The sequence below is a fragment of the Natrinema sp. HArc-T2 genome (genome assembly GCF_041821085.1).
Lineage (GTDB): Archaea > Halobacteriota > Halobacteria > Halobacteriales > Natrialbaceae > Natrinema.
Genome location: NZ_JBGUAZ010000006.1, coordinates 75,894 through 89,577, shown reverse-complemented (window position 1 = coordinate 89,577; position 13,684 = coordinate 75,894). Strand labels below are relative to the sequence as shown.

At 63.4% G+C, this 13,684-nt stretch carries 15 protein-coding genes and 1 tRNA gene; 6 read left to right on the top strand and 10 right to left on the bottom strand.

Going from position 1 to position 13,684, the window contains the following annotated elements; all coding sequences use genetic code 11:
- Nucleotides 1-51: 51 nt before the first annotated feature.
- Genes ACERI1_RS14735 through ACERI1_RS14725 form a run of 3 tightly spaced genes read right to left on the bottom strand, consistent with a single transcriptional unit; the run spans nt 52 to nt 3,300 of the window.
- Nucleotides 52-1,284: an ABC transporter permease gene (locus ACERI1_RS14735; RefSeq protein WP_373619139.1), complete on the bottom strand. Its 1,233-nt coding sequence runs from the start codon at nt 1,282-1,284 to the stop codon at nt 52-54.
- Nucleotides 1,281-2,552 carry an FtsX-like permease family protein gene (locus tag ACERI1_RS14730; protein WP_373619138.1) on the bottom strand — a complete coding sequence of 424 codons (1,272 nt, stop codon included), beginning with the start codon at nt 2,550-2,552 and terminating at the stop codon, nt 1,281-1,283. The genes ACERI1_RS14735 and ACERI1_RS14730 overlap by 4 nt, the downstream gene beginning before the upstream one ends.
- Nucleotides 2,542-3,300 (bottom strand): ABC transporter ATP-binding protein, encoded by a 759-nt coding sequence (locus ACERI1_RS14725; RefSeq protein WP_373619136.1) that lies wholly within the window; start codon nt 3,298-3,300, stop codon nt 2,542-2,544. The genes ACERI1_RS14730 and ACERI1_RS14725 overlap by 11 nt, the downstream gene beginning before the upstream one ends.
- 433 nt (nt 3,301-3,733) lie before the next feature.
- Here ACERI1_RS14725 and ACERI1_RS14720 point away from each other — a divergent pair, with 433 nt between their 5' ends.
- Entirely contained in the window at nt 3,734-4,504 is a 771-nt protein-coding gene (locus ACERI1_RS14720; protein WP_373619135.1) for an aldo/keto reductase, read from the top strand.
- Between the two features lie 90 nt (nt 4,505-4,594).
- On the opposite strand, the gene ACERI1_RS14715 is transcribed toward ACERI1_RS14720, so the two are convergent.
- Nucleotides 4,595-4,807: a heavy-metal-associated domain-containing protein gene (locus ACERI1_RS14715; RefSeq protein WP_373619134.1), complete on the bottom strand. Its 213-nt coding sequence runs from the start codon at nt 4,805-4,807 to the stop codon at nt 4,595-4,597.
- Between the two features lie 324 nt (nt 4,808-5,131).
- A tRNA-Tyr gene (locus ACERI1_RS14710) sits at nt 5,132-5,205 on the bottom strand.
- Nucleotides 5,206-5,337: 132 nt separating this feature from the next.
- Between ACERI1_RS14710 and ACERI1_RS14705 the strand changes: the two genes are divergently transcribed.
- The 3 genes from ACERI1_RS14705 to ftsZ all read left to right on the top strand — a co-directional run bounded on the left by ACERI1_RS14705 (nt 5,338) and on the right by ftsZ (nt 7,524).
- Complete coding sequence (locus tag ACERI1_RS14705; protein ID WP_373619133.1) at nt 5,338-5,958, top strand: zinc ribbon domain-containing protein; 621 nt, start codon at nt 5,338-5,340, stop codon at nt 5,956-5,958.
- A gap of 196 nt (nt 5,959-6,154) precedes the next feature.
- Nucleotides 6,155-6,334, top strand: coding sequence for a ribbon-helix-helix domain-containing protein (locus ACERI1_RS14700; protein ID WP_008011422.1), 180 nt, complete (start codon nt 6,155-6,157; stop codon nt 6,332-6,334).
- A 2-nt stretch (nt 6,335-6,336) separates the two neighbouring features.
- Nucleotides 6,337-7,524: a cell division protein FtsZ gene (gene ftsZ, locus ACERI1_RS14695; protein WP_373619131.1), complete on the top strand. Its 1,188-nt coding sequence runs from the start codon at nt 6,337-6,339 to the stop codon at nt 7,522-7,524.
- 363 nt (nt 7,525-7,887) lie between these two features.
- Here ftsZ and ACERI1_RS14690 read toward each other — a convergent pair whose 3' ends face one another.
- Both ACERI1_RS14690 and ACERI1_RS14685 read right to left on the bottom strand, forming a co-directional pair.
- On the bottom strand, nt 7,888-8,847 hold the full coding sequence (locus ACERI1_RS14690; protein ID WP_373619129.1) for a TIGR00269 family protein: 960 nt from the start codon (nt 8,845-8,847) through the stop codon (nt 7,888-7,890).
- A gap of 97 nt (nt 8,848-8,944) precedes the next feature.
- Nucleotides 8,945-9,664: an alpha/beta fold hydrolase gene (locus tag ACERI1_RS14685; protein ID WP_373619127.1), complete on the bottom strand. Its 720-nt coding sequence runs from the start codon at nt 9,662-9,664 to the stop codon at nt 8,945-8,947.
- A 193-nt stretch (nt 9,665-9,857) separates the two neighbouring features.
- Between ACERI1_RS14685 and ACERI1_RS14680 the strand changes: the two genes are divergently transcribed.
- Nucleotides 9,858-10,547, top strand: coding sequence for a hypothetical protein (locus ACERI1_RS14680; protein ID WP_373619126.1), 690 nt, complete (start codon nt 9,858-9,860; stop codon nt 10,545-10,547).
- Nucleotides 10,548-10,657: 110 nt separating this feature from the next.
- Here ACERI1_RS14680 and ACERI1_RS14675 read toward each other — a convergent pair whose 3' ends face one another.
- Complete coding sequence (locus ACERI1_RS14675) at nt 10,658-11,011, bottom strand: hypothetical protein (RefSeq protein WP_373619125.1); 354 nt, start codon at nt 11,009-11,011, stop codon at nt 10,658-10,660.
- Between the two features lie 139 nt (nt 11,012-11,150).
- Between ACERI1_RS14675 and ACERI1_RS14670 the strand changes: the two genes are divergently transcribed.
- Nucleotides 11,151-11,813 carry a helix-turn-helix domain-containing protein gene (locus ACERI1_RS14670; protein WP_373619123.1) on the top strand — a complete coding sequence of 221 codons (663 nt, stop codon included), beginning with the start codon at nt 11,151-11,153 and terminating at the stop codon, nt 11,811-11,813.
- 109 nt (nt 11,814-11,922) lie between these two features.
- Here the strand turns inward: ACERI1_RS14670 and ACERI1_RS14665 are convergent, their stop codons facing one another.
- Nucleotides 11,923-12,711: an ABC transporter permease gene (locus ACERI1_RS14665; protein ID WP_373619122.1), complete on the bottom strand. Its 789-nt coding sequence runs from the start codon at nt 12,709-12,711 to the stop codon at nt 11,923-11,925.
- Entirely contained in the window at nt 12,704-13,678 is a 975-nt protein-coding gene (locus tag ACERI1_RS14660; RefSeq protein ID WP_373619121.1) for an ABC transporter ATP-binding protein, read from the bottom strand. The genes ACERI1_RS14665 and ACERI1_RS14660 overlap by 8 nt, the downstream gene beginning before the upstream one ends.
- Nucleotides 13,679-13,684: the final 6 nt, after the last annotated feature.

Below are 13,684 nucleotides of genomic sequence, written 5' to 3'. Positions count from 1 at the left end.
GGCCCGCCGGACGGTCGCGGTCCCACCAGCACTGACCGACAGGAGGCCGTATCAAGCCTCGAGATGTTCGACCCGGGCGTAGCGACCGGCCCGCCAGCCGGCGACGACCGCGACGATGGTCCCAGCGACGAACGCGAGTGCGAACCCGCCAGCGTAGATATCGGGTGGTGTCTGCAGGAGTTGCTCGAAGCCGAGCACCGACGCCGAGAACCGGTTCAACCCGAGGACGGCCAGTGGCGTCGCCGCAACGGCGAGAACGCCACCGAGCAGGCCGATGACGAGTCCCTGCGTGCCGATCGTGCCGGCGAGCAGGCCACGCGAGAGCCCGATCGCCCGCAGCGCCGCGAGCTCCTCGCGTTGCTGGTGAGCCACGAGCGCGAACAGGTTGGCCGTCAGAATGATTCCGCCGAGGATAGCCAGCCCGACCAGCGTCGCGCCGCTTGCGAGCAGGGCCGTGCGTTCCTCGAGCATCGACTGTACCTGGTTGTCGCTGGTCCGGACATCGTACTCGGGGTACTGCTCGCTGAGGTCTGCTGCGACGGCGTCGCGGTCGGCGTCTGCGGCCACGTCGGCGGTGATGAACGTCGCCCGATCGGTGCCCGATGTCCCGGCGACGGCCTGTAAGTCGCCGAGCGGGACCGTCACCGTCGGCGAGCCCAGATACTGCGAGTAGTACCCCGAGATGCCGACGACAGTGAACTCGTTGTTCGCTGCCGTGTGCCGGCTGGTCCCGATGTAAATCGTCTCACCGACCGACACCCCCAGTTCGTCGGCGACCCGCGGATCGAGTACGAGCTCACGGCGCTGGGGATCGTCCGGTGGGGGACTGGCGGCAGCGTCGTCGTCGATGTCGAATCCGCGCCCCGCCTGGAAGTCGAACCCGTCGTGGGTCGCCTGGACACCGACTGCGGGCCGGCGCTCGAGGTCGGATGGACTCGAGCCGACGTAGACATCGTACATCGCGATCGGAGAGGCCGACGCGATATCGTCCCGTGCGGTGAGTTCGGCAGCCACGCCGTGTGAGCCGGCGATCGGGTTTTCCGCGCCACTGGCCGCCGGATCGACCGGTGATCGAGAGATCCAGATGTCTCGGTTGGCGTTGTCCAGCCCCTGTTCGCTCTTTTCGATGACGCCCGCGCCGAGGCTCGCAAGCACCGTCACCGAGAGCACCGCCAGCGTGACCGCGAGCACAGTCAGGACGGTTCGTCCGGGCGATCGGCGCAGCTGTGCGAGTGCAAGCCCGATGACCGCACGCAGCCGCACGACCGCTCGGCTCACACTCATCGGCCCACCTCCGACAGGACGGACGTTCGCGCGGCCACTGCCAGGGGATAGGGAACGGCGACGAGCCCCGACAGCACGGCGACGGCGATCCCGTAGGGCACGAACAGCGGATGGAACTGTGCGACCGCGCCCGGCGCGACGGTCGCGCCCGCGACCGCGTTGACACCGGCGATTCCTGCCGCGCCGAGCCCGACACCCACGACCGATCCGACGAGCGTCGTAATTCCCGTCGAAATCGCGATCACGGCGAGACGGCCCCGCGTGGGGACGCCGATCGACTCGAGGACGGCGAGCGTCCGTCGATCCTCGTCGACAGTCATCCCCATCGTCGTCGCGACGAACGACGCACAGATCGTCACGCCGACGATCAGCGCGATCGCGCTGGTCGCAAACGCCAGCCCGTCCTCGAACAGCGCGGTGGGATCGGTCGTACCAGAGACCGTGACCGACGCCTTTGGATAGGCATCGGCGGCAGCCGACTGCGCGATCTCGGCGTCACCCCAGACCACCACCCGATCGGCGAGTTCCCCGTCGGCGGCTCCGGACAGCGACTGGAGTTCGCTCGCGTGGACGAGCGCGACCGGTGCGCCGTCCTCGCCGCCGTCAGTATCCGCGACCGCCGTCACCGTCACCGAGAGGTCGCTCGACCGAATCGGTCCCATGGAGACAGTCACCTCGTCACCAGCGGACGCACCGAGCCGGTCTGCAGCGGTGCGCGAGAGCACGATCTCGCCCGCTCGTGGGCCGTCATACGAGCCGTTCGCGTAGTGTGGATCCCCTTCCTCGAGGCGGTCCAGCGGAAGCCCCGCAACGGTCCGCGACGTGCCATCCGGAACGACGCCGATGAGTTGGACGGTCTGTGGGTCGCCACCTGCCTCGAGACGGCCCGTTTCGATCAGTACCGGCGAGGCGTGTGCGACGCCGTCGTGTGCGCGAAGCTGTCTGGCCCGCTCGTTGGTCGCCCCGAGGCGCGGTCCCTCGACCCCGTCGACGGACGACAACGTCTGCTGTTCGTCCGGTAGAATACGGACGGTCGCGTCGTCGGTGGTCGTGACGCCGCCGTCGGCCAGCGCAAGCGCGATCCCTGTCACCACCAGCAAGAACGCAATCGTCAGCGCGACGGCGGCGACAGTCGAGACGATCCGGCCCGCCGTCGTCCCCGTCGCTCGCTGCCACCACCGCGAGACCGTCAGGGAGACCAGCCCAGTCCACCGCCTGCGTCGCCGCGTCTCGAGGTCGTCGGACGGGTCGTCTGACTCATCGGACATCGTCCACCCGACCGTCACAAAGCGTGATGACGCGATCTGTGACCGACAGCGTGGCCGCGTCGTGTGACGCGACCAGCACCGCCCGATCGCGGCCGATGTCGGTGAGCAACTCGAGGACGTCCGTCCCAGTTGCCGTGTCGAGTTCGCCCGTCGGCTCGTCGGCGACGATCACGTCCGGATCCGTCGACAGCGCCCGGGCGATCGCGACGCGCTGGCGCTCACCGCCGCTTAATTCGCCGGGTAAGTGTGTGCCGCGATCCCCCAGTCCGACCGCCTCGAGCAGCGCCGTCGCACGTGCTCGCCGGTCGGAACGCGAGATGCCGGCCTGCACGAGCGGTAACGCGACGTTCGCGCGAGCAGACAGCGACGGCAGAAGGTGAAACCGCTGGAAGACGATGCCGATGTGACGCCGCCGCATCCGGGTCCGCGCCGCGTCGGACAGTGTCGTGAGGTCGGTCCCGCACAACAGCACGCGACCCTCCGTCGGCACCAGCAGCCCCGCGACCGCGTGCAAGATCGTCGACTTTCCGCTCCCGCTTGGCCCCTCGAGTCCGACGATAGCGCCCATCGGCACGTCGAACGACACGTCACGGAGCGCAGTCACCGTTCGCTCGTCGCTCGAGCGGAGCCGACCACCACTCGATCCGTACTGGTGGGTGACAGCCTCGAGACGAACCGCCGTCGTCGAGTCACGAGCGTCCGCCTCGGTCGCCGACGAGTGCGAATCCTGTGCTGATCGGTTGAACATCTTCACGGGGTCTCACGACAGGCGACGGCACACCGACTCATTGTTTCGACCCGGTTTACCCACACAAGACGGCTGTTACGTGCGACTGGGGACGGATAGGCTGACACAACAGGCGGGATTCAACGGCTGTCAGGTCGGTCGTGTGGAACTCACGGACTCGAGAGACTAGCAAGCAGTAGGGACGGCTTGTCGACTCGTCGGCGACTGAAACGGCCACGTACAGGTTAGTGCGAGAGCAGGTCACGAAATCGTGACCGATTCGCGTGCCCGAAACGCGCTCGAGCCATGTGTTCGGAGCAGGCCGAGGACGTTCACCGCACTCCCACACCCTCCGTGAGAGACCCGACCAGCGCCAGACGGCCCGGGACTGCGATCGCCGCCTCCAATCACTGCCCACTGCAGCTTTTTGTAACGACACTGTGCTAGTTCTGGTATGGAATCCGTGTCGCTCCACGGTGTCAACGTTCCAGCACTCGGCCTCGGCACCTGGCCGATGACGGGAACGCAGTGTACCGAGGCCGTAACGACCGCACTCGAGTTCGGCTATCGACATGTCGATACCGCCCAGATGTATGACAACGAAGACGCGATCGGGACAGCAATCGCCGACTCGAGCGTCGATCGGGACGACGTCTTCGTGACGACGAAACTCCTCCGAGAGAACCTGCGACGCGACGACGCACTCGCGTCGTTCCAGCGATCGCTCGAGCGTCTCGGGACGGAGTACGTGGACCTGCTGTTGATTCACGCGCCGAACCCGGACGTCCCCATCGACGAGACGATCGCGGTCATGAACCGACTGCAGGACGAAGGTTCGGTTCGGCATATCGGCGTGAGTAACTTCTCGATCGCGCACTTGCAAGCGGCGGTGGCCGCCTCCGAGACGCCGATCCTGACGAATCAAGTACTGTACCATCCCTACCGTGATCAGTCGGCCCTGCTCGAGTTCTGCCGGGACAACGAGATCATGCTGACCGCCTACAGCCCGCTGGCTGAGGGGCAAATCGCGACCGACGAGACGCTGGCCGAGATCGGCGCGACATACGACAAGACGGCAGCACAGGTCGCGCTCCGCTGGCTGCTCCAGCAGGAGCAGGTGTCGACGATTCCGAAAGCCTCGTCCCGCGAGCACCTCCGCGAAAACATCGACGTCTTCGATTTCGAGCTGACCGACGCGGAGATGGATCGTATCTTCGCACTCTGAGTCACTCTCAGCTAGTCATACAGCATCGGTGTCGGTGACGCTCCGGTGCTCCCATCAACGACCGAAAAGACGAGAGCGACCTCGAGCCGATTATGTAGCGGTGAACCCGAGGTCGTTGATCGTGTCGGCCAGGTTCTCGAGATCGAGATGGTCGTCGCCCTCGATTTCGACTGTTCCCTCAATGTGGTTTGCGCTGACTCGTTTGACACCGTCGGCGTGGCGCAGCTCGTGCTGTATCGTGTCTTCGCAGCCGTTGCACATCATGTCAGAGACCTGTATCTGGTGGGCTTTTGCTGTTGCCATGAGCGCAGGACCACACGCTAAGCGTCGATATAAAGCTATCATACTACATAAAATTAACACAATTGGACGACGGCCAGTGATGGACCACGGAATCAGCTCACATGCGACGGAGGTGTCTGTCAGACGATGTCACCCGTATCATACGGCCACGGCAGCCCGGAGAGTGACGACTCACGTGCCACGTCTCTGCTATGGAATTCGCCAGAGGGCGCGGACCCCCAACAAGATCCTTGTTCCAATCAGAATTTGCGGTCGTCTCGAGCGGGGTAAAATCGCAAGACGGCGGGCTATTCGGTGTCTGCTGTACTTCGACGAGAAAGGAAGTCCGCCCTCCCCGATTTGAACGGGGGACAAGTCGATCTACAGTCGACTGCTCTACCAGTCTGAGCTAAGGGCGGGCACTTCGCACTCAAACGTAGCCGCCGTAGTGCACATAAGGGTTATTATTCGAAGCGGCGAGAACGTGTTGGAAATGGCAAACAGCAGCATGATTGATATAGGTGGCGTGACAACACCAACGTAATTCGCCGATGAGTAAGATCACGTTCCGTGCCGACGACGACCTCGTCGCGCAACTCGAGGCCCTCGAGGCGTCCAAGAGCGAAGCCATGCGGGAGGCACTTCGCGCATATCTCGAGGACGAGGTGACTCGGGGGAGTGACACACGCTCCGATGCGGAACGGGAGCACGCGGGTGCGATCGACGACCTCGTGCGTGATCGCGTCGACGACCGACTCGATACGCGATTACGGGAGTTAGGACTCGATCGCGCGAGCACGCGAGCGCGCGATTCGCCATCACCACAGGACGTCACCATCTCGATCTCGCTCGACAGTCCGACAGACGCGTCGGACGAACTGAGTGCGGTCGATGTCGACCGGACCCGTGAGACAGCGGGTGACGACCAGCGACCAGATCAGTCACACGAACGGACAGCGTCCCAGCCACGTGACGACGGTGTGCAGTGCAACCAGTGTGGCGACCACCTTGAGGGCGACCACGTCTACTGTCCCAACTGCGGCGAAAAGGCGTCGCGACGATTGTTCTGTGAGTGTGGCGACGAGATCCGGTCCGACTGGTCGTTCTGTCCCAGCTGCGGTCGTCGGACGCCCGCGGCGGACGTTCTCGAGTCGGACAGTACGCAGTACTGACCGGTGTAAGACACAGAAAATAAATCTCGGCGAAAACTTTATTGTCCAAGACAATCATCGACTTATTTGCGTAAGACGGATTGTCTTACAGCCGTCGACAGGACGGAAAACCGCCCGCTTGCGGTCGGTTTGGATGTAAGACACACTGCGTCTGACAGGGGCGCGGGACCGTCTTACCCCAACGGGGAATACAACCATGGAGCGTGTGACACTGCGAATCCCAAAGCAGCAGATCGAGGAAGTAGAGCAACTGGTCGACTCGGGCGAGTTCCCGAACCGGAGCGAGGCGATCCGGTCGGCAGTCCGTGAGATGATCAACGAACAGGCCGACGGCCCCACCGAGCAGTCCGGCAAACGCAACTGGGCGAAGGTGTAACGATGCAGGATATCGTCCAAGACGCCTTAGAGAACGCGGAAGAGGAGGCCCGAGAGATGGATGTCTCGATGGACGATGACGAGTTCGGGGACCCCCGAATCGTGATCGTCGGCTGTGGCGGTGCGGGTAACAACACCATCAACCGGCTGTACAACATCGGCGTCGACGGCGCCGACACCGTCGCGATCAACACGGACAAACAGCACCTCAAGATGATCGAGGCCGACACGAAGATCCTCGTCGGCAAGTCGCTCACGAACGGGCTCGGTGCTGGCGGCGACCCGTCGATGGGCGAGCGTGCGACCGAGATGGCCCAAGGCACGATCAAAGAGGTCCTCGGCGACGCGGACCTCGTGTTCGTGACCGCCGGGATGGGTGGTGGCACCGGCACGGGTGCCGCCCCCGTCGTCTCGGAGATCGCCAAAGAGCAGGGTGCGATCGTCGTCGGCATGGTCTCGACTCCGTTTAACGTCGAGCGTGCCCGTACGGTCAAAGCCGAAGAAGGCTTAGAGAAACTGCGCGAGCAGGCCGACTCGATCATCGTCCTCGACAACAACCGGTTGCTCGATTACGTCCCGAACCTGCCGATCGGCAAGGCGTTCTCGGTGATGGACCAGATCATCGCCGAAACCGTCAAAGGCATCTCGGAGACGATCACCCAGCCCTCGCTGATCAACTTGGACTACGCCGACATGTCCACGATCATGAACCAGGGTGGCGTCGCCGTCATGCTGGTCGGCGAGACCCAGGACAAGAACAAGACCGACGAGGTCGTCAAGGACGCAATGAACCACCCACTGCTGGACGTCGACTACCGCGGCGCGTCGGGCGGACTCGTCCACATCACCGGCGGCCCCGACCTCACGCTCAAAGAGGCCGAAGGCATCGCCGACAACATCACCGAACGCCTCGAGGCCTCGGCGAACGTCATCTGGGGAGCCCGCATTCAGGACAACTACAAGGGCAAAGTACGCGTCATGGCGATCATGACCGGCGTCCAGAGCGCGCAGGTGCTCGGTCCGACGACCCAGAAACAGGCCGACAAATCCCGTCAGAGCATCGAGGGCGTCAGCGATACCGACTTCGACGCGAGTAACCACATCGAGGACGGTGGCACCGGACGCGGTGCCCACAGCGACGGCGGTCGCAACGAACTCGAGCGACAGAACGGCGTCGACGTGATCCGGTAACCCGCACGCGGCATCTGACACACCACCGCCGCACGCGGCATCTGACACACCACCGCCGCACGCGGCATCTGACACACCACCGCCGCACGCGGCATCTGACACACCACCGGATCTCCGACGACCCGCCGTTCACCGATCGGATCCACTTTTTGCGCGACCTGATACCGAAACCCCCCGTATCAGCATCAGCTGTATCGATCCACCGACAGTCGGACTGATGATGAACGCATCTTCGATACCTGCCGAGAGCCATGTTTACGGACGTATACAGGCCAGACTCGGTTATACCGTCTGTAGAATACTCGAGGACAAAGGCGGTGTGTCCGACAGCGCGTCACGCCCCAGTGTTGGCGTTCCGACGAATTAAACGAGCGACTCGAGCAGCGTACACTTCCGACAAACCTCGCGAGTAGTCGTCGAGCCACACTCGACACACTCCTGGAGGTCGGCGCCATCGTCGCCGCTGAATTCCTTGGAGAGGATGCCGGCCAGTTCTTCGTATCCCGAGAGAATCGAGTGGCGTGTGCCGGGGTGGTTCTCCTCGAGTCCGTAGAGGAGTTGCTGGATCTCGCCGCGGTAGGCCTCGCTCGAGTGGGGACACTCCGTAATGTGGGCAGGAAGGTCGTTGACGTGGGCGTAGAGCGCGACTTCCTTTTCGGGGATGTCGCGCAGCGGTTTCGCACGCGGGACGAACTCGTCCTGTTCGTCCCGCTCGGAAAGCGGGCCGAGGCTGGCATCGAAGTGTTTCGCCATCTGCTCGACGTCGCCCTCAAGGAAGTTCATCAGCGCCGACTGAGCCTCGTCGTCCAGATTGTGGCCCGTCAACAGGAGGTCGGCCTCGAGTTCGTCGGCGTATCTCGAGAGCAAGTCTCGGCGAAAGACCCCACAGTAGGCACAGGCGGCCATGTTTTCGGGGTCGTCCTCGACGACGTCGTCCATCCGGACGCCGAACTCCTCCTCGTAGCTGACGACTTCGTGGCGGATGTCGAGGTCGTCGGTGAGGTCCACGCAGGCCTCGAGGCTCTTGTCGCGATAGCCTTCGATCCCTTCGTGGATCGTCAACCCGACGAGTTCGATGCGGGGATCCTCAGCAAAGGTGTCGTGGAGAATCTGCGTGAGGACGACGCTGTCTTTGCCCCCGGAGAGGCCGATCACCCAGGTCTGTGGGTTCTCGGGCGTCGCGTCGTGTGGGACGAGATCGTCTCGGCGCACGCGGCGGCGAACCCGCTTTTCGACCGATTCGCTGAAATGATCCGCACAGAGGTGGGCCCCGGAGTAGGCGGCATGCATGATCGCCTCCTCGTCACACCGGTTGCAGTCCATCGCAAAAGCGTTGCCGTCGGACGCGTATGTCCGTTTCGTCTCCCAGACTCCAGCGGCACCGTCGGCTCGAGAAGGCTGCGAACCCCGCCCGTCGGCGTCAGGCAGGAACCGTCGGTCGCTCCTCGACGGCGTCAGACCCGTTCTCGAGGGCGTCAAGGACGAGATCAACGTACCGATCGCGGGCGACAGTGGAGAACAGCTCGTGGCCGCCGTCGTAGAGGACGACGTGATCGGCGGGGACGCGCTCGCCGATCGGTCGGAGGCTGATGACGGGATCGCGAAGCGAGCAGAAGACGACGGCGTCGTGGTCGATCGTCAGCAAGTCCTGCTGTGCGCGACGGGTTTCCCGGACGAACGCCGGCGAGACCCACGAGGGCAGCGTCGCGAGCTGGTGGTCGGTCGCCCGCTCGCCCAGCGCCTCGCGGTCCATTCCGCCGACGGGCAGACACGGGTACGTGGTCGGTACCAGCGAAACCGCCTCGAGCACCGGCTCCGGGAACGCGTCGCCGTAGCCCCACCACGGACTCATGTAGACGTGGTTGTCCGCGCCATCGAGGGCCTGGGCGATGAGTGCACCCGCGCTGTGACCGAGCAACTGGTACCCCTCAAGGTCGCGGACGTACTCGGCGACTGGCTCGAGCCAGTCGGCTTTGAAGTCATCGATATCCGTGGGGAGCTCGAATGCATGGACCCGATAGCCGGCCTCGGTCAGCTGTCCGAGGAGCCAGCTGACGTTCTCGTGGGTCCAACGGTTGCCCCAGCCCATGACGAAGACGAGGTCCTCGTCGCCGTCGTCGTTGAAGATCCGGTGTCGCATACGGGTCCGTACATCGGGCGGTGGTAAAAATCTGCATGCGTGACACGATGGCAGCCAGCGGGGCGACGCCCGGGGCCGAATGTGCCATCGATCACGACGGCACGACGCCCTCGTCGCCACCGACAGCCCACTCCCGGGCACGACGCCGACAGACGGAAAACCGTTTTGCGACTCGAGCGCCCACCACCGCACGATGAGTGGATTCGCCCGGGACGCCGCGGTTGACCGCCTCGAGCGACTGGTCGACACCGTCGAAGACGAGCGGCTACCGGTCCCCGTTCGCGAGGTGTGGGCTGTCGGCGACGTAGCGCTGGGACTCGACCCTGTCGAGCGACTAGATGTCTACCTCACGAAGGACATCCTCATGCGTGACGACAGCGAGTCGGTGACCGTGAACGCAAGCGATGACGACGCGGACCCGGACAGCCAGTTTCGCGAGTCTCACGGCATCAAAGGCGTCGGCAAGACCGTCCGGGCCGACTGGGCTCGCGAGTACCCACACTATCTCCGGGCCAACGCCAACGGCCACGCTGCACCCGAGAAGTGTCTCGCCGCCCACCTCCTCGAGGACGACGAACCGATCCACCTCGAGGTCTGTAACGCGCCGTTCGAGGACAACGTCACCCAGCGGCTCCGCGGGGCACAACTGCGTGAGGACTACACGCAGTTGCTCGATCCCCGTGGGGTCTGTCTCTGGGCCGACGGCACCAGAAGCGACGACGCGTTCCGAAAACTCCGCGACAGCGAGTTGGCGCTGCCGACGCTGTCTGCCGCACTCGAGATGCTCGGACTGGACGCCGACGAGGCCACGGACGCTGCCCGGGAACTTCACGCCTGGCGAGACCGTCAGAACGGCGTGACGGTTCGTGGTGACGTTGTCTGAGACGGGCTGCTGTACCGAGTGACCGGCCCGACCGCAGGGCGGTCGCGGTCCCACCGGCATCCACTGACAGGAGTCTGTATGACGCAGTCGTTATCGGTCGCTCTGCACCTCTAGAGTAGATCTTCGATCATCGATTGCACCGCTTCAAGCCGTGCCGCAAGCGTCTGAGAATCGATGTATACGTGTCCCCCTTGCGGATCGTAATCGACGGGCTCGAGACCGTCCAGTTTTGGCAGGTGAACGTGGCGAAGTTCCATCGCAACGCCCTGCCGGTCGGACACCTCGTCGACGACACTCGAGTCGCGCTCGATGACGAACTCGACGAGGGTCTCGTGTGTCACGATGTCCGCATCCGTTTGCATCATGTACCGACAGAGGAATCGTCGACGCGGGTGGCTTAAAACGTCGAACCACGCGTCGATCGAGTTAGATCCCAGATTCCCCTCCGCATTCCGGTTAGACATTGTCCTATAGTGGACTAGTCTGTCGGATAGGTGTGTGGCGTAAGTATTCACGTCCTTTATATAGTTTATAATGATTATTGATTAGGGCCGTACCAAAACGCGCAAAGGGAGCGGGTTCGTATCGGTACCAATCATTGGCATGCTGCTCACGACATTCCGGATCGACTATCCTATTTTACGAACGGCGCTCACGCATGCATCCGACATCGAAATCACGTGGGAACGATCGGATCTCATTGGCGACGGAACACATCGAATGCTCGTCTGGGCTGATGGTCCCGCGTTCGGCACGTTCGAATCCGGGCTCGAGGCAGATCCCACCGTCAAGTCGCCGACGCGGGTGATCGAATTCGACGAACGACGGCTCTACCAGCTCGAGTTAACGGCCGAAGGACGCCGCGCTAGCGTCTATCCAACCGTGGTCGAGACGGGAGCGATCTTACAGGATGCAACGGCGACCGACGAGGGATGGGACATCCGCGCTGCGCTCCCGGACGAGGAGACACTCGATCAGTACCATACGTTCTTTATGAGTCGTGATTTCGACGTCGAGCTCAAGCAACTGTACGAAGACTGGAAACCGAGCTACTGTTCGCAGCCGCGATTCGGGCTGACGGATCGACAACACGAAATACTCGTTGCGGCCGTCGACGAGGGGTATCTCGACATTCCGCGCTCGTGTTCGCTCGCCGAACTCGGAACACAGTTCGACATCTCGTCGAACGCAGCATCGGAGCGGTTCCGCCGCGGCACCAAAGCACTCATCGAGAACACGGTGTATCCGAACGACCACCCAACGTAACCGTGATCGAACGACCGCGCTTGCAGTCATACGGTCTGCTGTAACGAGTTCCCGGTGCACCCGCAGTGCGGGTCGCGGGTGCACCGGAACCGACTGACAGGAGTTCGTATCACGCGATGTCGGTACGTGTAAACCACAGCTGGGCAGCAACGAAGAGGGCAACGGTCATCGCAACGAGGATTCCCGCGTCGGCGACGTTATACGTTCCCTCGAGCAAGATCGCGTTTGGATCGTAGTAGCGCATGGGCGCGATCGCGCCGACCGCTTCGGCGTCGGTCCCGGTCAACAGCGACTCCGAGAGAAACAGCGCGAACGTCACACCGAGGGCGACTCGCTGGGCGATGCCCGCTCGATCGAAGCCGACAGACGCAAGCAGGCCGATGCCGGCACAGGCAAACAGGTAGGGGATCGAGAGCAGATGGACCGCAAGCACGTCCGTGGCAGCGAGTGACTCGTCGATCAACTGCGCGCCAACGTAGACGACGACCGGTGGCAAGATGTTCGCCCCGACGATCGGGACGGCCATCGCAGCGAAGCGCTCGCCGAGCAGTCGCCGGCGGGAGATCGGCAACGACAACAGCACGTCCATCCGACCGCGGTCGACGTCGTCGGCGATCGTCCCCGCAGTACTGTAGGCCAGATAGAGGCCAAGCAGGATGATCCACCCGAACGTGTAGAGTTCGAACGAGAGAAAGCCGTCAAGACTCGCCATCGTCTGGACCCCCATCACCTGCACGATCGGCTCCGGATACGCGGCGATGAGCTGATCCAGATCGACCTCGGTCCTGAACGATGGATACACCCAGATAACCATCGCAGCGAGCAGCGACAGGCCAACCGAAAGGTAGAGACTGCCGCGAACCCGGTGGTGGGCGTCGTAGCGTGTCAGCTCAAACACCGTCGTCACCTCCTGTGCCCCCGGCAACCACGCGATTGGCCCCGTTGCTGTCGGTGTCACTATCAAGCCCCTCACCATCGTAAAACCGCATGAAGACTTCCTCGAGCGGCGCTTCCTCGAGCGACAGATCGAGAAGTCGGTACTCCCGCAGTCGCTCGAGCAGCTCGTTGACGTCGCCGGTGAAGGTAAAGACGTACTCGGTTCCGCCACTCGGCCCTGCGCCGGCGTCGGCCTCGAGGTCGTGGACGCCGTCGAGTTCGAACGCCTGTCTCGGGATCGACTCCGCAGCATGGAGGCGGACGAACTTGCCGCTCCGGTCGAGTAACGACTCGACCGGCTCGACCGTGACGAGTCGGCCATCGCGGATGATGCCGACGCGGTCGCACAGCTTTCGGACCTCACTGAGAATGTGCGAAGAAAAAAACACCGTCAGCCCCTGGTCCCGTTCGGCCCGGACGAACTCGTTGAATCGCTGTTGTAACAGCGGATCGAGCCCGCTGGTCGGCTCGTCCAAGATCACGAGGTCAGGATCATGCATGAACGTCGCGACGAGCCCGAGCTTCTGGACGTTCCCCCGCGAATACTCTCGAATCTCCCGGCCGAGCGGCGGGTCGAACAGCTCGAGCAACTCCTCGCTTCGCTCGTCGCCTTTGATCGCGGCGTGTAACTCGAGGACCTCCCGGCCAGTCGCCGTCTCATCGAACGCCGGCGTATCGGGGAGATACCCGAGCCGGCGCTTGGCCTCGAGCAGTTGCCCCTCGTCGGTGATCTCCTGGCCGAGCACTCGCGCCGTCCCCGCAGTCGGTGATAGCAGGCCGAGTAGCGTCCGGATCGTCGTCGTCTTCCCCGCCCCGTTCGGGCCGAGATAGCCGAAGATCTCGCCCCGTTCGACGTCGAACGTGACGTCGTCGTTGGCGAGGACCTCGCCGTAATCTTTCGTCAACCCCTCGAGTTCGATCGCGGCCATACAGGG